Origin of the sequence: Mycobacterium sp. 852013-50091_SCH5140682, from assembly GCF_001665685.1 — a bacterium.
Classification (GTDB): Bacteria; Actinomycetota; Actinomycetes; order Mycobacteriales; family Mycobacteriaceae; genus Mycobacterium.
Genome location: NZ_LZTB01000035.1, coordinates 1 through 19,198, shown reverse-complemented (window position 1 = coordinate 19,198; position 19,198 = coordinate 1). Strand labels below are relative to the sequence as shown.

Sequence of the window (19,198 nt, the reverse complement as noted above, 5' to 3'; positions counted from 1 at the left end):
CTTCGATTACATCCGGCCTTAGTGGCTTGCCGGGTCAGTCAGGATCTCCACGAGGGCCGGCCCGGTATGGGCGAGGGCTTCGGCGATCGCCGAGCCGAGATCCTGCGCGGCGGTGACGCGTCTCCCGTAGGCACCGCAGCTTCGCGCGTAGCCGGCGAAGTCGGGATTGTGCAGTGACGTCTGCCAAACGGCGTACTCGGCGCTGCGTTGTTCTTCGCTGATTTTGGCGAGTTCACCGTTGTTGAGCAGGATGTGCGTGATGTTCATGTCGTATTTCACTGCGGTGGTGACTTCGGCGAGGTATTGACCGAAGCCTCCGTCGCCGGTGACCGCGACGATGGGCCGGTCCGGCGCAGCTGCCCAGGCACCCATCGCCGCGGGGAACCCGAAGCCGATGGATCCGAGATAGCCCGACATCAGCACCGACTGGCCGGTGGTTTCGAAATATCGGCCGAACGAGTACGCGTGGTTGCCCACGTCCACCGTGAGAACGGCATCAGAGGGCACCAGGCGGCTGAGCTCTTCGAATACTGTTGCGGCGGCGACCCGTCCGGCGGGGTCTTTGTCCGCCCGGCGGGCTTTCTCCGCCCGCCATACCGCCCACCGCTCGGCAACCTCGCGGCGTTGGTCCACCAGGTCTGGGTTCGGGCGCAGACCATCGAGCGCGGCCGTGGCGGTGACTCCGACGTCACCAAGCACCGGAACTGTGACCGGGCGGAAGCGGCCGAGCATCATCGGGTCGGTGTCGACTTGGACGATCGGCTTGTACGGCGAGATCCCGGTGTGGTTTGAGAAGGACGCCCCGAACACCAGCAGCAGATCGGCCTTGTTCATCATCCATGAGGCGACGGGCGTACCGGAGCGGCCCAGCACACCGCAGGCGAGCGGATGGGCGTCGGAGATCTGACCCTTGGCCTTGAAGGTGGTCAACACCGGTGCGTGCAGTCGTTCGGCCAGCGCGACAACCGCCGGCATGTCGAATTTCGCTCCGGCACCGACGATCACCAGTGGTCGGGTCGCGGCCGCGATCGCGTCGAGCGCTTGTTGGAGCGCAGCCGCCGGTGGCGCGACCCGCAAGTCAGGCATCCGGCCGTCAGGTCCGGAGGCCTTTTGTTCCGGAGCTCCGAGGATCTGGACTTCGTCAGGCAACACCAGGTGGCCGACTCCGCGGTTCAGGATGGCGTGTTTGAGCGCCATGGTCATCAGTTCGGCGTGATCGGAGCCGGAGCGCACCATTGCCGAATACGCGGACACGTCGGCGAACGCCGCCAGCAGATCGATGTCCTGGAAGGCACCTTTGCCCGCAACCGAGGAATCCACGTTGCCGGAGAGCGCCAGCACCGGGGCCCGGTCGGATTTCGCGTCGTACAGTCCGGTCAACAGATTTGTCGAACCGGGCCCGGCGATACCGAAGCACGCGGCAGGCCGGCCCGTGAGCTTGCCGTACGCGGCCGCGGCGAATGCCGCGGCACCCTCGTGGCGGATACCGAAATACCTTAGTTTTCCCGCAGATTCGGCGCGGTGCATGGCCTCGGCGACACCGAGATTCGAGTGACCGACCATACCGAAGACGGTATCGACACCCCAGTTGGTCATGGTGTCCACCAGCACGTCGCTGACCGTGCGTGGATGCGGGGCCGGTGGTGGAGTCCCGACGTAGATTCCGTCGTCACGGACCTCCACCGGATAGGTGTGGACATTGAAGTCGGGGCCGCCCGCGGCCTCACCGGTGAACGGATCGAAGTCGAAACCGTGCCACGGACACCGGATCTTGTCGTTCTCCAACGTGCCCTGGCCCAGCGGGCCTCCTTGGTGAGGACACCGATTGTCGATCGCGCCGTAGCGCCCGTCGAGTCTGGTCAGGGCGACTGTCTTGACCCCGACGGGGCACATGGCGACTTCGCCGTCGTCGAGTTCGTCTGCGTCGGCGGCCTTGTACCAATTGAGGTCCGAATCGTTCACAGTGGTATCGCTCCTGCATACGGGACCCCGCTCAGGTAGGCGAAGTCACGGTCGAACGTTACGAGATCATCGAGTTGGAAGTCGGCAAGACGGCGATGTCCGCAAGCCCGGGCGAGGACAACCATGAGATCGACCGCGGCGGAAAGGAACCGATGTAACCGCTGCGCAGCGGCGTGCACAGGCAGGCGGGCTCGCAGGAGCGGGTCCTGAGTGGCGATACCTGCAGGACAGGTGTTGGTGTTGCATGCGCGCATACCGACGCAGCCGATGGCCTGCAGGGCTGCGTTGGACAGCCCGATCGCATCTGCGCCGAGCGCCAGCGCCTTCACCATGTCGGCCGGCGTGCGAATACCGCCGGTCACCGCGAGCGTGACCTGCTGGGCGTGCGCGCCATCCAGATGGCGCCGGGCGCGGGCCAACGCGGGAATTGTGGGCACCGAGATGTTGTCGCGGAAGATCGTCGGGGCGGCGCCGGTTCCACCGCCGCGGCCGTCGAGGATGAGATAGTCGACACCGATGTCGAGCGCGGCATCGATATCGCGTTCGATGTGCTGCGCACTCAACTTGTAGCCCACCGGGATTCCCCCGGAAACCTCGCGGACCTGCGCAGCGAAATCCTTGAACTGCTGCAGCGAAGTCCAGTCTGGGAACCGCGCCGGGGAGATGGCCGCGGTGCCTGGCGGAAGTCCGCGAACCTCAGCGATCCGGCCGACCACCTTGGCGCCGGGCAGGTGGCCACCGGTGCCAGTCTTCGCTCCTTGTCCACCCTTGAAATGGAAGGCCTGGACCTTGTGCAGATGGTCGAAGCTCCAGCCGAATCTGCCGGACGCCAGCTCATAGAAGTACTTCGAATTCGCTTGCTGCTCTTCGGGTAACATGCCACCTTCGCCTGAGCAGATGCCGGTTCCGGCGAGTTCGGCGCCGGCTGCGAGAGCGGTCTTGGCTTCCTGGGAGAGAGCGCCGAAGCTCATGTCGCTGACGAAGAGCGGGATGTCCAGCATCAACGGTCGCAATGCGTTCGGGCCGATCACCGTTTGAGTGTTTACCGGCTCGTCGTCGAGCAGCGGCAGTCGCGAGAGCTGGGCTGTGACCAACTGGATCGAATCCCAGGACGGGAGTTGATCTCGCGGCACGCCCATGGCTGCCGTCGGGCCGTGGCCATTGCTCAGCCCGTGTGCCGCCCACTCATGTATCTGGGTGACGTACGGTTCCTCGGCGGTGTCTGATGCCTTGACCCACCGGCCCTGGTAGCCGTCGTCGGCATAGGTCTGCGGATTGACCCGGGCGAATTCGGCAATCGCCGATTCGTCGAGGTAGACCGACCCGTCCGACACCCATGCCGGGAACGTGGCCAGTCTGACCGATGGATTGACCGGTGAGACTCCCGAATCGATCTCATAGCGCCAGCCGTGCACGCCGCACACCACGAGATCACCCTCGACGCGACCGTCGGCCATCAGGGCGCCGCGGTGCGCGCAGCGACCGTAGAGTGCCGAGACGTCGAGTCCGCGGCGGACCAGCACGACATCGACGCCTGCGGCCACCACGGCATACGGAGTGTTCTCGGGCAGTTCGGACAGCGCGGCGACTCGCAGCGCGGTCGCGGATTCAATTGTCACGAGGGGCTCAGCTCCACACCTGAACCGTCGACCATCTCTGGCGTCTGCGCATCAGTCACATGACTGAGGCGTTCGCTGCCGGCACCACCCACAACCACACCCAACGTAGCTGCGCGTCACAAGAACCGCCGGACAGGCTGCGTGTGGTCGAATGTTGTTGCCAGCCGCCCGTTTGCGCCAGGTAGTGGTTGTGGAGGTGCGGATGCAACTCAGACACTGATGCAGTTCAGGGACTCGGGAGCCGATACGGAGTTTTGCCAGTCAACTACCGAAGAGCGCCACTACGCTGGCGCCTCCTGCCGCGGCGACGCTCATGCTCGTCAAGGCAAGGGTGCAGGTCGCAGGTGGTACTACGTCGCGCGAGTGGTGACAGCTCCGCCGACGCACGATCAGTCCGAGGCTGGTCACGCATACCGTGAGCGACACCATGATTGTGGTCAGAAGCATCCACAACGCGTGGTGCTCCAGCCACAACCGCGCACAAATCAGCGCCACACCCGCCGCTGTGAGCACGGTGCGGCGCCAAGCGAGTGCAGTGCGTTCAGGTTGCAGGCCAGGATCGCGTGCTCGCGATGCACTCATAGGAGGATGAGCACGGCGCAGATGACGGCCGACACGCAGATCCCGCTGACGGCCAGCCGGACCATCGGTGAATCCGGCAGCGGATCATCTCTACGCATCGCGGTTTGGACCTGACGCCACCGAATGAACGCCCCGATCGCGACGGCTGTGGCGAGTACAACGCATGTGAGTCCGAGAACTCGGCGGCCCCCTTCGTCTACGCCGGTGGCAAACAGTTGACCGACGGCGACACCGCCGGCAAGCAGAGCGAGCGCTGTGCGAGTCCACGCCAGGAACGTTCGCTCGTTGGCCAGGGTGAATCGGTAGTCGGGTTCCTTGTCGATCATGGCAAACCCGTCGCTTCCTCCGGCTGGTCGCTTCGGTCGCGTTGTATCGGACTCTGTCATTGTGACGTGAGGATGCGGCGGTAGCGCGCTTCATCGGCAGCTGGATCAGCCTGCGCCTGCGCCGGGCTGTCGAGATCGATGCGGACGGTGTGGACCGTGCCCGTGAAGGCATTGTCGAGGGTCGGATAGTCATCCGTCACGGGAGTACCCAGGTCCACCCCGACATCGAGCGTCTCGTCGAACGAGAAGTAGTAGGGGATGGTCTGCTCGACCCGGCCCTCGGCATGTTTGACTCCGTCGATCATGAGCACGGTGTTCCCGCCCAGCCCGTTGCCACCGCCGTCGTAGTGGAACTCCATGCGGACCTCGTGCCTCCCCGCGGCAAGCGGCTGGACCGCCCGCACCGTGTAGTGCGCGAGATTGAAGTAGTTGTAGTCGTAGCAGATTCGACCGTCGAGGCAATAGAGCGACCAGCCACCGAACCGCCCGCCCTGCGAGATGATCACGCCCCGAGCTTGGCTGTCGTGAACCTCGACGTCGGCAGTGACGCTGTGGGAACGGTTCTTGATGTTCGGTGTCGTCTCCTCGGTAAAGCGTCGCATGCCGCCCCGGTAGGTGACCTGCTGACGGCCGCCCAGCAGGTCGATCCGTCCGGCCAGCGTCGGGTTTTCCCGCTCCGTCACCCGCTGGTCCAGTGGAAACACCTGGTACTTGGCCGCTTCGATCAGGAACAGGTCCTGCAGTCGGCGCAACCTATCGGGTTCGGCCTCGGCGAGATCGTTTGCCTGGGTCCAGTCACAGTCGATGTGGTAGAGCTCCCAGCGGTCGTCGGCGAACCGCTTCTCGGCGTCAGGGACCATCTCCCAGGGAATACCGTGCCGGGTGACGGCCATCCACCCCTCGTGATAAATGCCGCGGTTGCCGCACATTTCGAAATACTGGGTCCTCCGCCGGTCGCGGCTATCGGGTGCGTCGAACGTGTAGCGCATGCTCACGCCTTCGATGGGCTTTTGGGCCGTTCCGTTCACGGAGGTTGGGTGGGGGATGCCGGCGCAGTCGAGCACGGTCGGCAGCACGTCGATGACATGGTGGAACTGATGACGGCGGCCACCGGTGTCGTTGATACCGGCCGGCCAGTGCACGATGAGTCCATCGCGGGTACCGCCGAAGTGGGAGGCCACCTGTTTGGTCCACTGATAGGGGGTGTTCAGCGCCAGCGCCCACCCGACCGGAGCGATCGGATAGCTGTTGGGGCCACCGATCTCGTCGATCTCATCGATCATGACCTCGGGATCGTCGACGATCCCATGACCAAGCCGGTGCTCGACCGTGGTGCCCTCGATTCCACCTTCCCCGGAGGCACCGTTGTCGCCGAGAAGGTAAATGAACAGCGTGTTTTCCAGCGCATCAAGTTCTTCCAGCGCTGAAACGAATCGTTGGACCTGATGGTCGGCGTGCTCAGTGAATCCGGCGAAGGTTTCCATGAACCGGGCCGCCAATGTCCGCTGGGTATCGGAGAGTTCCTCCCAATGCGGAACGCCCGCGGCCCACGGCGCCAGCTCGGCATCAGGCGAGACCACTCCGAGTCGCTTCTGCTGCTCCAATGTGAGATCGCGTTGCCTGTCCCAACCGTGATCGAACCGGCCCGCGTATTTGTCCTGCCATTCGCGCGCAACGTGCAGCGGGGCATGCGATGCACCGAACGCCAGGTACGTGAAGAACGGACGATCGGGGGTCAACGTGCGCTGGATGCGCACCCAATCGATGGCGTGATCGGCCAGGTCCTCGGACAGGTGGTAGCCATCCTCGGGTCGGCGACTGGGTTCGACCGGGTTGGTGCCATGGAAAAGCAGCGGATACCAGTGGTTCATCTCGGCGCCCATGAATCCGTAGAAGTGGTCGAAGCCCTCCCCGGTGGGCCACCGGTCGAACGGGCCCACCGGGGAGATCTCGCGCGGCGGGGTTTGATGCCATTTGCCGAACGCAGCGGTGCTGTATCCGTTGCCCTGCAGGATCTGCGCAAGTGTTGCCGCGCTGCGGGGGCGAAACCCGTTGTATCCGGGTGCGGCGGTGGCCATTTCCGTCGTACCGCCCATGCCCACCGAGTGGTGGTTGCGTCCGGTCAGCAGCGCTTGTCGGGTCGGCGAGCACAATGCCGTGACATGAAAGCGGGTGTACCGCAGGCCGCCGTCGGCCAGCCGCTCGGCGGCAGGCATTTCGCACGGGCCGCCGAACGCGCTCGAGGTCCCGAATCCGAGGTCGTCCATGACCACGATCACCACGTTGGGTGCCCCCGCCGGCGGTTGAATGGGGGGTACCGCGGTGAAGGGTGCGGTCTGCTCGTCGATGCCGAGCGCGGTCACCACCGTCTGGATCGGGTCGGGCTCGGGGAGTATGTGCCGGCCTGCGTGAAAGTCAGTCATGGTGGTTCTTCTGCTCCTATGACGTGTCTTGTTGGGATTCAAGGAGATCGCGCTCATCTCGTCGCCCGAGCGGTTGAGCGACCGAGCCACACAGCGCTAGTGCGTAAGGTCCGGCGATAGGGCGGGTATGGCGCCGGTGTCCTCCAGGGAGCGGTTGCTCGTTTCCTCTGCCAACGCCACACAGGTCAGGAAACCCACGAAGGTGATGCCGGCGCCGATGTACATGGTTGCGGAGGTGCCCAGGCTCGTCAGCGATAGCGGCACGAGGAACGTACCCACGGCCGCTGCGAACCTGGTCAACGCGACGGCGATACCGACCGCAGCAGCACGGACGTGGGTCGGGAACAGTTCGTTCGGGTACGCCCACTCGAGGATCCCCGGGCCGCCGGAGAACAACGCGTACATGCAGAAGAACGACACGACGAAAAACGCCGGTGCGTGAGCCCATGCCCCAAGCGCGAAGAGGGGCAGCACCATCAGCGCAAACGACCAGATGACTGTCTTGCGCCGGCCTGCAGTCTCTAGCAGTCGCATGGCGGGCAGGCATCCGATGGCGAACACCAGGTTGATGATCGCGGTGCCCAAGTTGGCAAGGTTTCCGCTGCCGAAACCGAGGGCTTCCAGCAACTTTGGGCCGAAGGTCAGCAAGGCGAACAGCGGGACGATCGCGCAGCTGAAGAAGATGACCACAAATATCATCCGGCGCAGATAGACGCCGCGAAACAACGCCGCGATGCTGCCGCGGGTTTCTCCTGGCAGCATCACGACCCCCGACAGTTCCTCCGCCGTCACCGGGGTGCCCAGAGTGTGTTCGACCACCCGAGCAGCTTCGTCGACGCGTCCAGCGGCGACGAGCCAGCGGGGCGATTCAGGGGTACCCAGGCGCAGCAGGAACACCACTGCCGCCAGGATCGCCCCGGAGGCCAGCATCCATCGCCAGCCCTCGTGCCCGATGCTCTCGATGATCAAGTAGCCCACCAAATAGGCGAGCGCCGCACCGACGTACCAGATGATGATCACCCAGGTGAACATCTGCCCACGCTGGCGGCGCGGTAACCATTCGGTGAGCAGGGAGGTGGCAATGGGGTAATCAGCCGCGATCGCCGCGCCAATCAGAAATCGCAAAATGATCAGCTGCCACGCTTCGGTGACAAATATCGATAACACAGACCCCACAATCAGCACCAAGAGATCGAGGGTGTACATCGTCTTGCGGCCGATTCGATCAGTGATCGGACCGAATATCAGGCCCCCGAAGAACATCCCGATCAATGCCGCCACGCCGAGAGTCGCTTCGATGGTTGTTGAAAGTCTCATTTCACTCGCGATCCCGGGTAGCGCGATGCCCACGATGGCCAGCAGGTACCCATCCAATAGAGGCCCGCCACTGCATGCGGCCGCAAGTTTGTAATGGAATCTGCCCAGAGGGGCTTCATCGACAACATCGAAACTCATCGAGATTTTCTCCCTGCATTCGAATTGATGCGCTCACTAATCCGACTCAGCGTTTTCGCTATGTGTGTGTCGGCTATCACAGTTCCACGTGCGCATCCGTCAGGGAACGGCCTTTCGCGTCCGGGCCGAGACTGCTTTTCGATTGATCCCATTCACATGTTCTATGGGCGGCGATCGCCGACGGTGAGTCCGGCGGAGTCCATCTCAGCGCGCGAGCGCAACGAACCCTGCGGCGGCCGGCGAAAGCGGTCCCGATCGCCACACCAGCCGAGCGGAGTAGCGAAGCGGTGGGTCGGTCGTCACCACCGCCGCGCCCTTGGCGCCCGCGTCCGCTGCCATTGACTGCGGTAGCAAAGCGGCCCCAGCACCTTCGAGCACGAGCGGCACGATCATCGCCCGGTGCGTGGTTTCCACCGCGATCTCCGGTGCGAGCCCTATCTGCCGTAGGGCCTCGTCGAGTACGCCGCGCGTGGCAGTGCCTTGCGGGGTCGCCACGAACCGCAGAGTAGCCAAGTCGGCGAGAGCGACTGCTCGTTGCCGGGCATGTCCCGGTGGCAACACCAGGTGAAGGGTAAGATCGCCGAGCAACATCGACTCCAGGTCCCCACAGGGCACAGTCGCGTCCACCAACCCGAGTTCGCAATCCCCGCTCCGCACCAGATGGCTTACCTGCGTTGCCTGTTCGGGATCGGCCACTCGAACGGTGACCTTCGGATGGCTGCGCATAAACTCGCCCAGCAATCCCGAAAGCGGATCGACGGCAAACGTGGTCTGCGCAACGATGTCCAGCCGGCCACCAGACAACCCGAGGACTTCACGCACCGTCGCCGCCGCCGTGGACAGGTCCCGAGTCACCTGTCTGGCGGGCACGATGAGCGCCTCGCCAGCTGCTGTCGGTACCGCTCCGTGTGGCAACCGGTGGAACAATGCTCCGCCCAGTTCGGCCTCCAGCGCTGCAATCGCATGTGACAGCGACGGTTGTGCCACGTACAAGGCCCGCGCAGCATTGGTGAACCCGCCGTGCTCCACCACGGCGAGGAAGTACTCCAACTGCCGGCGCTCCATCCGCGCAGCCTAAACCTGTGCCGCTGTCAGGGGTGGCCGGATGACCCGATGCGCGTCGGCACCGGAGTGCGTGTCTGGTACAGATGCGCCGCGAATCACCGCCACAGTGTGCGCCTCGAATGCCGGCAGGGCTGATATCGCTGTCCTGGACCGTCACGTGGGAGGAGTTGGCGTCGTCCGGTCACTCGATGGCGCCGGCGCTGCTGATCGTGGCACCGCCGCCGGAGAGACACGTTCTCGCAACGAGAGATTCGCTGATGATGCTACCCGGACAGGCCCCATAGTTGGGTCAATGCGGGCAACCTTGCTGTGCATGCGATTTGGGTCGAACAACTCAAGAGCTGATGCCGGCGGTGTGTATTTCCCGCTGGCGCAGTCGAATCCGCTCTCGATCAGCCATCCTGCGGGCATGCCGTAGCCTGCGCGAAAGATGTTGAGAAGAACCAAGTATACTTACTCCGTCAGCCAGTACGTCAGCACCATCGAGTGGTCGTCAGGCGGGAAACCGATTCCCTCGCACGCGATTTCGCCGGGCGCGGATTCGGCGTCGGGGCGGTTGCGCCAGGTCAGGCGACAAGCGTCCCCGAGCTGTTCGATATGCAAATCGAAGTCGCCGACCAATTCGTCTTCGGCGCCGAAGTACTTGACGTGGTAATCACCGGGAAAGCCGTTGGACGTGTCGCCCGTTGCTCGGCCCCGGCAGATCTTGCAGCCGTCCTCGACCTGGTCGTCGGTGATCCACCGCGCGTCGATGACGTCTTCTTCTTCAGTACTGATCCGATATTCGCAAACGCCGACCACCGCGGTGTGGATCATGGCGAAAGCATAGGCCTCTGACCTGGCGATGTAGAGCCCTCGGTGGTGGCCATTCGCGCTTCTCCTCACCGGCTCAGCTGCGCCCTCAGCGAGGATCCAGTCAACTCTCAGCAAATAACCTGCAGAGGTGTCAAATTCCCCGAACAACTCCCGCCTTGCTGAGTAGATTTGGCGTGTTGATTCCTGCGACGGTAGGGCCGCGATGACGGAAGTTGGGCCGCAAGCGCACGTTGCCGACGAGTTGTCAGCTGTCAGCTCGGTGGCGCTCGTGAGATGGGAATCGGAGCCGGGGAAGCGGATGTCCTCACGCAAACAAGGAGTGACGCTGTGGCCACAACATTGACGGGCGAGGTTGTGCGGCCAGGTGATTCGGCCTATGACGGGGCGCGGGTCGGCTACAACCTGCTGTACTCCTGCCATCCTCAGGCGATCGTGTTCTGCACCGAGACGGCGGATGTGGTCAATGCCCTGACGTGGGCGCGGCAGAACGATGTTCCGGTCCGCGCCCGCAGCGGTGGCCACAGCCTGGAGGGTTGGTCGGCCGTCGACGGTGGTCTCGTCATCGACGTGAGTCGAATGAAGTCGACCCAGATCGACGAGGCTTCGAGTACTGCCACCGTCGGTGCCGGACTCAACCAGTTGGAAGCGGTAACCGGACTCGGTAAGGCCGGCTTCGCGGCACCGACCGGGACGGAGGGAACGGTCGGGCTCGTTGGGGCGACGCTCGGGGGCGGTTTCGGTCTGCTCACCCGCAGGTACGGCATGGCATCGGACAATCTGCTCGGGGCAGAGGTGGTCGTCGCGCAGGCGGGCGGCGGGGCCGAGGTGATCGTCGCTGACGAGGAGAACAACGCAGATCTACTGTGGGCGCTGCGAGGCGCCGGCAATGGAAACTTCGGAATCGTCACGTCACTGACTTACAAGATCCATCCCTTGACGCAGGCGATCTACCTCACCGCGATATGGCCACGGTTGCTCGACCTTCAGGACGTGTTCGCAACCTGGCAGGATGTCGCTCCTCACACCGACAATCGCCTCACCTCCCAGCTTGAGATTCACCGTGATGAGGTCAAGTTGGTCGGTTTGCTGGCCGGCGGGTCGGAAAAGGAGGCCGCGCAGATGCTGGCGCCGATTCTGTCGGTCGGTGGACCCGAGGTCGCGGTGAAGGACGCACGCTGGGCCGACATCTACGCGAGCTTTCAGATACCCGTCGCCGAGGAGGCCGCGAACTGGAAGTACCACTCGCAGTTCATTTCTGAGCCGTTCCCGCCGGAAGCGATCGGCCTGGTCGCATCGCTCATGGCCAAGGCACCGACTCCGACGTGCGACTACTTCACCAACGCGTTCGGTGGAGCCGTCACCAGCAGCGAACCGGCCGGTGGTTCGGCATTCGCTCACCGCGACGCCCTCTTCTATGCCGAACCCGGCGCCGGGTGGGGCACTCGCGGCGCGGACCCCGACGCGGACGATCCGCTGACCGCGGAGTGCCTCGCGTGGATCGCGGACTTCGGTGAAGCGTTGAGCCCCTTCGTGAATGGCGCCTATGTCAATGTTCCGAATGCCGACATGGCGGGGTGGGAAGCCGCATATTGGGGACCCAACGTCGATCGGCTGCGCGCTGTCAAGGCGAAATACGATCCTGACCAGGTGTTCACCTACGAGCAGAGCCTGTGAGCGCGACCGTGAGGATTTGTGACTAGTGAGTCGCTGGCTGCTGAGCAACGTCCCATCGTGGCTGCTGCTGCTCGGACTCGTTGTCCTCATCGCGGGCGGAGCGTTGCTGCTCTTGTTCTATGTCCGGCATCGGTTCCCGCGGTTGGAGGAGGGCGAACAGAACCATGTCACGTTGTTCGCCTTCAGCTTCATCGGATTCATGTTCGCGATCCTGGTCACCTTCTTCACCAACACCTTTTGGGGTCAGATGAACGATGCGGACTCCGAGGTGCGGACTGAGGCAGCGACCGGGGTGCAGCTGGCGGGGGACCTCAATGTGTTCGACAAGACCGACAGCGACCGGATCCGCGAGAGCCTGCTCGAGTACCAACGTGCGGCAATAGCCGAGTGGCCAGAAGCCTCTGCCGGCCGTTCCTCCCCTGAAGCCGACAAGGCGCTCGCGCGTCTCTACACCGCCTATCGACAAGTCCAGCCGCGCAACGACACTCAAACCAAGGCTGTTGACACCTCATTGGGCAACCTGGACAGCATCCGCCTGTCACGTACAGAACGGATATTGCAGGCCCGGATAGATGTCGGCCCACCGTGGTCGTTGTGGGTGGTCATTTTGCTGACCAGCGGTTTGGTCCTCGGCTGCGCGATTGTCTACGGCGTCGAGAAACCGTCCATGCACTACGTGATGGTCGCGAGCTTGTGCGTGCTGATCGCCGCGGCACTGTTCATGGTCTTGGAGTTTTCGCATCCGTACCTCGGCGAGCTGGCGACGTCACCGGAACCGCTGGATGAGGTTATTCAGGTGCTGTCGAACGCACCGGCGTAGTCGAGGCGGATTACGCCACAGGCACAGGGCTGCGGGTCCCTGGAGTCAATGCCGGACTGGTAGTTACCCGTGCGTCAGTTATGCCACACTCATTGAATGACGCATTCGGATCCGCGTACCGACGATTCGCTGCCCGCAAAGGCGGCGGCTCCAGATGCCGGCGAGGCGGCTGAGCTGGTCGTCGCTGCGGCCGCCGGGGCTTGGCACGTCAGCGCTACCGAGCTCGGTCGGAGATTGCTCGCAGTAAGCCGGACCGTCGCCGATGAGGACGAACTGCTCAGCTTGCTGCAGAACCTCGCGCAGATTGCTCAGCAGACGATTCCTGGCGCCGACAGCACGGGCGTGACCATCGATCTGGCCAGGAAAACCTACACGGCTGTGCACACCGATCAGCGCACTCTGCGGGTCGATACCGAACAGTACGACTGCGGCGAGGGTCCTTGCCTACACGCCGCCCGCACCGGCCAGATCGTGCTTGTGGACTTCGGCCAGGCCGCCGCCACCTGGCCGCGATTTGCGGCGGCTGCGCACGCCGAAGGCATTCGCAGTTTTCTCGCCGCGCCGCTGATCGCCGGGGATCAGACGTTCGGGTCACTCAATCTGTATGGCCGGTCCAGTTCGGCGTTCGATAGCTTCGACGTCGAAATTCTGGACCTGTTGACCGAGGCAGTGTCTCGCGCGATCGGCGATTTCGCGCGCTTCCGGTCGGCCCATGATGTGGCGACCGGGCTGCAGCGGGCCTTGGAGACACGCGCGCCCATCGAACAGGCCAAGGGAATGTTGATGGCCATGCACGCAATCGATGCCGACGAGGCCTTCGCGCGGTTGCGTCGGGAAAGCCAGAATACGAATGTTCCACTGCGCATCGTGGCCACTCGTCTCGTGCGGCAGCTCACGTCGCCGCCCGGCACGGAAACAGATGGTGAGGCCGTCTGAGCTGCCGCATCGGGTGCGATTTTGAGAGCGATGGGGGTCGGCGACACGGGATCGGCGCTGGGTGCTCAACGTCGAGGCTGCGGTCCTGAGCATCGCCTTGTGCAGGGCCTCGAAGCAGCCCATCGCAGCCCCCACCGTGCGTGGTGTGCCCGCTGAGCTGCTGGCGCAAACGTTCGCCGGCGATGTTCGTTTTGTTCGATCCGGCTCGTGCAAGTGCGGCGGTACGGAGTCGTAATCCTCACTGCTGTCGGATTGGACAGCTCCTACGAAGTCACTATCGGCGGCATCCACGGGACGCCGGGTGAACCGACGCAGGTAAGTGGGCCGACCGAACCCCACTTGTTGCCCCTATCCGCCTTCTGGCCATCGTTATAGGTAGTCCCGCTCGCGTATCCGTTGTCATCGATGGTGCCGGTGTACTGGTTCCAGTCGCTCGATCCCGGATGTGGGTCCCAATCCGCTTTGAAGTGAATCGTGTTGCCCTCAATGGCGCCGTCGGTCACTGTGCCTGTCGTCACGGCTGGCGGCTGGCCGAACAGTGAATAGTTCAATTGGTACTGAATATGCTGCTGTGACGGCGCCGGTCCATCCCACCCATCCATCTCCACCACGATGTTGTTGTCCTGGTTGATCACAAAATTGCCGGCAGGCAACGCCCACCCACCGCAGAACGGGGCCAAGGGAACTCTTGGCATCGCGGACGCCGACGCCGGCATCGTGAGGGACACGGTTGCACACACAGCCGTGGCGACGGAAGCGATGCGAGTTCTGTTGTAAGTCATGAGCGTTCTCTCCTGTGCAGTACCTGAACCCCGGTTCTGCCATGATCGGACGAGATGCAGCTGGCGCATGCAGTAGTTGACTACTCCAGTGCTCCGTCGCCGGCTGCGCCCGCGCTCATAGTGGTGCTGCGTGCCGAAGACGACCATTAACGGGACTGGCAAGACAACTGACTCTCTGACGTAATGCGTTGTTGCCCAAGATTATTTGGAGGAACAGCCTGGCCGTGCGGTCCACCTAGAGTGCCGACGACCGGGCGCGAGCGGTGGCCGACGTTTCGGATTCTCCCGGTGACACACGAGAAGATTGGTCGCCCACAAGGAGTGGCAGGGCGAATCGAACTCTGTCGACGAGGACGTCCGTAGGCATAATTGATGCCGGGCTGCGTGATTTGTGGGGCGAGGATGGAGGTTGTTGCGGCGTAAGGTTTTTGCCTTTTCAAAGTTCGTCGGTGGGTGGCGTGGTTGATGAGCGGGCAGCGGTATTCTGGGTCGCCGCGATGTACAGGTTTTTCACAACATTAAATTCTGTTTCTTGTCGAGAAACAGGCGTACTGTGCTCCGAATCACACCGCTGAGGTGCGTTCGTCCGCTGCACGCTGCAGCGCCCGCGAAGGGACTCCCGGCATGACGTCGTCGAACCCCGTTGGGTCTGAACCGAAATTGCACAAAGGCACCAACTGGTGGGGTGCCTTCGTCATCGGATTGGCCGGCCCCATCCTGGTCACCGGTATCGACCCACCGGCCGTGCAAGCCCTCGGCGCCGCGGCGGTGCCGATGCTGGCCATCGCCACCGGCATCGGGGTTCTGCTGTGTCTGTTTGCTGCCGAACTGGCCGCCGTCATGCCGCACCGCACCGGCGGACTGCCCTCCTACACCACCGAATCCTTCGAACTGGTCCACCCCGCCACCGCCACCCACCTCGGCGGCCTCTCGGCCTGGGCTTATTGGCTGGGCTGGTTCCCGGTCGCCCCCATCAACATGATCCTGGCCTCGGCCTACATCACCCAGCTGTTCTCCATCCCCACCGGCCCGTCGTTTCTGCCGTTCGGCGGACTGGGCAGCCCCATCACGCTGTCGGTGCTGATCATCTCGATCGTCGCCATCGCGATCATGTACGTGCCCGCCTACTTCGGCATCAAACTCGGCGCCGAATTCGCCACGGTCCTCGGCATCGTGTCCATGGCTCCGCTGACCCTGCTCATCCTGCTGCCGCTGTTCCGCCCGAGCTCCATGACGCTGAGCAATCTCGCGGGCTTCCACTTCGCGTCAGGTGTCACCGGCAGCCCGACCCTGATCTTGGCGTGGATGTTCGTCATGACCTGGTCGGTACTGGCCATGGAAGCCGCCGCCTGCTACCTCGGCGAATGCCGCAATCCGGCCCGCGACGCGAAGATCGCCATGACCATCGAAGGGATCTACGGCTTTTTCATCTTCGTCTTCATGGCTGTCGCGCTCGTCCTGGTCCTCGGTGTCGCCAAGGACGCCGACCCGCTCACCATCTTCTCCGCGCTGATCACCAAAGTCACCGGCACGACCGGCGGCTGGGTCGAATGGGCCCTTGGCCTACCCCTCATCGTGGCCCTGCTCCTCTCGGTACTCAACGCGATCATGGGCTGCGCCCGCTCGCTCTATCAAGCCTCCGAGGACGGCATGCTGCCTCGCTGGTTCGGCCGCCTCAACACCCACGGCGTGCCCGCCCGCGCCATGGCGTTCAACGTCGTGTGCTCGGTGATCGTCCTACTCTTCGGCAGCCCCCTCCGCATCTACATCTTCTCCAACATGGGCTACCTCTTCTCTTGTGGCCTGGTCTTTTTCGCGTACTTCGCCCACCGCCACACCCGCCCCGACATCCACCGCCCAGTCCGACTCCCGGGCTTCATGCGCTGGATCGCCCTGGCCATCGGGATCTTCTGCACCGTGCTGTGGCTCTTCGGCGGCTGGAACAGCCCCTCGATCGTCATCGGCACCCCCAGCCACACCCTGTTCTTCGTCGGCGTCCTCGTCCTGGCCGCCTACGTCCCCCTGCACATGTGGCGTCGCATCACCGACCGCCGCATCCAAAACACACCCGCCCCTGTCGAACCCGAACCTGAACCCGCATAAGCCTGGCATTGGCCCGCCGCGTCCGACGCTGCGGCGGAATCCAGATATAACCGAAAACGAAATCCACCCCTTGGTCGGTAGCCACGACCGACCACCATGACCGGGCCTCTGGCGACCATGACACGCCAGGTGGGGGGCCCAGGAAAGACAGCGGAACTCCCAGTACCGGATGGACTGTCCTGCACGACGCCATCTCGTCTGGGGTTCCGCTGTCGCCCTGACCGAACCATGCCCATGTGCCCTACTAGCCCAACCGCCGTTCGTGGAGGAACACGATGACCCAGACCGGCCATCCCGATGTTGTAATCGCCGCTCCGGTGCCGAGCAGACCCAAACGTTCAGCGAGCCCGTTCGTTCGTTGGCTGATGCGTGCGCGAGTCACGTCGATCACCGGGCCGGAGGTGTCCGAGGAACACCACGAGGAGAACGCCTGGTGGAAGGTGATGTGCCTGACGGGCGTGGATTACTTTTCCAGTCTTGGTTATACGCCGGGAATTGCCGCATTGGCCGCCGGTGCGATTTCGCCGCTGGCCACACTGCTGATCGTGTTCCTGACCCTGCTGGGCATGTTGCCGATGTACCGCAGGGTGGCCCAGGAAAGTCCCCACGGACAGGGATCGGTGGCGATGCTGGAACGGCTGCTGCCGTTCTGGCGCGGAAAACTGCTCGTGCTGGTGCTTTTGGGGTTCGTGGTGACCTCATGGATCATCACCATCACCCTGTCGGCGGCTGACGCCAGCGCGCACCTGATCGAGAACCCTTTCACACCAGAGGCGTTCGACGGACACCCGGTCGTCATCACGGTGATCCTGCTGCTCATCCTGGGCGGGGTGTTTCTGGCCGGCTTCAGCGAAGCGGTCATCGTCGCGGTGCCGCTTGTCGTGGCTTACCTCGGCCTGAATCTGGTCGTGGTGATCGCCGGGGTCCTCGCCTGTATCGGCCAACCTTTCCGCGTGCACGACTGGCTCACCGCGATGCTGTCCACTGGCGGCGCGGGAAACGCCCTCATGACGGCGTTCATCGCGTTTCCGCTGTTGGTGCTGGGCTTGTCCGGGTTCGAGACCGGGGTCAGCATGATGCCGCTGATCAAGGCTGACGGCAGAACCGAGGAGGAACGGCGGAAGAGCCGAATCGCGCGCACCCGAAAGCTTCTCGGCACTGCAGCGTTCATCATGAGTGCCTACCTGCTCGCGACCAGCTTCATCACCACCGTGCTGATACCGGCCCCAGAGTTCGCCGCAGGCGGGCAGGCCAACGGGCGCGCACTGGCATACCTTGCTCACGGATTGCTCGGCAATGGCTTCGGCACGGCATACGACATCAGCACAATCCTGATCCTGTGGTTTGCCGGCGCGTCAGCCATGGCGGGCCTGATCAACATCGTGCCGCGCTACCTGCCGTCCTACGGCATGGCTCCCGAATGGGGCCGCGCGGTACGCCCGGTCGTCCTGCTCAACACTGCGATCGCCATCGCGATCACCATCTGGTTCGGGGCGGACGTCGACTCTCAGGCCGGCGCCTACGCCACCGGCATCCTGGTCATGATGATGTCCGGGGCATTCGCAGTGACCCTGGCCATGCACCGATATCACCGCACCGGCGCCACGATCGGCTTCTCCATCGTCACCGCGCTGCTGGCGTACGCCGTGGTGGTGAACATCGTCGACAAGCCGGACGGCATCGTCATCTCAATACTCTTCATCGTCGCGATGGTGGTGGTCTCTCTGGCCTCTCGGGTCAGTCGCAGCACCGAACTGCGTCACGAGCGCATCGAGTTCGATGAGCTGGCGCTGCGCTTCATTGCGGACGGAATTACCGCGGGGGCACTGCACTTCATCGCCCACCGCTATCGCTGTGACGAGACCGCCGAAGAGCTGGAAGAAAAGGAACACCAGCAGCGGCTGCTCAACCCGATCCCGCCGGACGCGCATGTCATCGTCGTCGAGGTCGAGGTGATCGACCCCTCCGAGTTCTCCTCCACTCTGACCGTCCACGGGATCGACACCGCCGGACACCATCTCCTGAGGCTGGAGAGCTCTGCAGCGCCGAACGCCTTGGCTGCGTTGATGTTGCGCGTGCGCGACGACACCGGCCTGCTGCCTCACCTGCATTTCCAATGGACCGAAGGCAACCCGTTGGCCCACTTGGCCCGATTCGTCCTGCTCGGTCAAGGCGAGACCGCACCCGTTACCCGCGAAGTGCTTCGCCAGGCCGAACGCGATGTGCAACGCCGACCGATCGTGCACGTCGGCGGATAACCCGTCAGGCGACGAAGCGGATAGACGTCGTGCGGCCGCGCCTGCTGGGTAACAGCTTGCGGCCACCCGACCGATGAGACCAAGCAACTGCGACGGGTTCTCGGTGCCGGCATAACACTGCAGCAAAACTCCACAGCTCTGATGAGCGTCGTGAGCAGTGGAAGTCATTGGCGCACAGCAATATCGAGTGCCCGGCGGATGGCGGCAGAGGCTTCGTCCACGCCCAACGACCAGGTCGGCTTGGTCTCTGATCCGGCGCGAAGCTGGTGTGCTGGCCTTCAATCCCGCTTACGGGGCCCGAGCCTGAGACTACAAAGCGTGCCGCATCGCCATTTTGGCTGTCTCTTATACACATCTGACGCTGCCGACGATCGCAT

General features: G+C 63.7%; 14 protein-coding genes. 5 read left to right on the top strand and 9 right to left on the bottom strand.

Annotated features, from left to right (window positions below):
* Positions 1-18: 18 nt before the first annotated feature.
* The 8 genes from A5784_RS10985 to A5784_RS10955 form a co-directional block, all read right to left on the bottom strand.
* Complete coding sequence (locus tag A5784_RS10985; RefSeq protein WP_064944937.1) at positions 19-1,962, bottom strand: thiamine pyrophosphate-dependent enzyme; 1,944 nt, start codon at positions 1,960-1,962, stop codon at positions 19-21.
* Positions 1,959-3,581, bottom strand: coding sequence for a glutamate synthase-related protein (locus A5784_RS10980; RefSeq protein ID WP_064944936.1), 1,623 nt, complete (start codon positions 3,579-3,581; stop codon positions 1,959-1,961). The genes A5784_RS10985 and A5784_RS10980 overlap by 4 nt, the downstream gene beginning before the upstream one ends.
* Before the next feature lie 261 nt (positions 3,582-3,842).
* Positions 3,843-4,163, bottom strand: a complete 321-nt coding sequence (locus A5784_RS39805; RefSeq protein WP_082944762.1) for a DUF202 domain-containing protein — start codon at positions 4,161-4,163, stop codon at positions 3,843-3,845.
* The gene (locus tag A5784_RS10975) at positions 4,160-4,489 is read right to left on the bottom strand and encodes a YidH family protein (protein WP_064944935.1); all 330 of its coding nucleotides are present in this window, start codon (positions 4,487-4,489) and stop codon (positions 4,160-4,162) included. Before A5784_RS10975 ends, A5784_RS39805 begins: the two co-directional genes overlap by 4 nt.
* 56 nt (positions 4,490-4,545) lie before the next feature.
* Positions 4,546-6,912: an arylsulfatase gene (locus A5784_RS10970; protein WP_064944934.1), complete on the bottom strand. Its 2,367-nt coding sequence runs from the start codon at positions 6,910-6,912 to the stop codon at positions 4,546-4,548.
* A gap of 96 nt (positions 6,913-7,008) precedes the next feature.
* A complete protein-coding gene (locus A5784_RS10965; protein WP_064944933.1) occupies positions 7,009-8,367 on the bottom strand; it encodes an MFS transporter in 1,359 nt (452 codons plus the stop codon).
* Positions 8,368-8,571: 204 nt separating this feature from the next.
* Positions 8,572-9,432, bottom strand: a complete 861-nt coding sequence (locus A5784_RS10960) for a LysR family transcriptional regulator (RefSeq protein WP_064944932.1) — start codon at positions 9,430-9,432, stop codon at positions 8,572-8,574.
* A 453-nt stretch (positions 9,433-9,885) separates the two neighbouring features.
* Entirely contained in the window at positions 9,886-10,248 is a 363-nt protein-coding gene (locus A5784_RS10955; protein ID WP_064944931.1) for a hypothetical protein, read from the bottom strand.
* Between the two features lie 327 nt (positions 10,249-10,575).
* Between A5784_RS10955 and A5784_RS10950 the strand changes: the two genes are divergently transcribed.
* The 3 genes from A5784_RS10950 to A5784_RS10940 all read left to right on the top strand — a co-directional run bounded on the left by A5784_RS10950 (position 10,576) and on the right by A5784_RS10940 (position 13,678).
* Positions 10,576-11,922 (top strand): FAD-binding oxidoreductase, encoded by a 1,347-nt coding sequence (locus A5784_RS10950; RefSeq protein WP_064944930.1) that lies wholly within the window; start codon positions 10,576-10,578, stop codon positions 11,920-11,922.
* Between the two features lie 25 nt (positions 11,923-11,947).
* The gene (locus A5784_RS10945; RefSeq protein WP_502687507.1) at positions 11,948-12,742 is read left to right on the top strand and encodes a bestrophin-like domain; all 795 of its coding nucleotides are present in this window, start codon (positions 11,948-11,950) and stop codon (positions 12,740-12,742) included.
* Between the two features lie 96 nt (positions 12,743-12,838).
* On the top strand, positions 12,839-13,678 hold the full coding sequence (locus A5784_RS10940; protein ID WP_064944929.1) for a GAF and ANTAR domain-containing protein: 840 nt from the start codon (positions 12,839-12,841) through the stop codon (positions 13,676-13,678).
* A gap of 263 nt (positions 13,679-13,941) precedes the next feature.
* On the opposite strand, the gene A5784_RS10935 is transcribed toward A5784_RS10940, so the two are convergent.
* Positions 13,942-14,460, bottom strand: coding sequence for a hypothetical protein (locus A5784_RS10935; protein WP_156750497.1), 519 nt, complete (start codon positions 14,458-14,460; stop codon positions 13,942-13,944).
* A gap of 624 nt (positions 14,461-15,084) precedes the next feature.
* Between A5784_RS10935 and A5784_RS10930 the strand changes: the two genes are divergently transcribed.
* Together A5784_RS10930 and A5784_RS10925 are read left to right on the top strand one after the other, a co-directional pair.
* On the top strand, positions 15,085-16,563 hold the full coding sequence (locus A5784_RS10930; RefSeq protein ID WP_064944927.1) for an APC family permease: 1,479 nt from the start codon (positions 15,085-15,087) through the stop codon (positions 16,561-16,563).
* 275 nt (positions 16,564-16,838) lie between these two features.
* A complete protein-coding gene (locus tag A5784_RS10925; RefSeq protein ID WP_064944926.1) occupies positions 16,839-18,821 on the top strand; it encodes an APC family permease in 1,983 nt (660 codons plus the stop codon).
* Positions 18,822-19,198 lie beyond the last annotated feature (377 nt).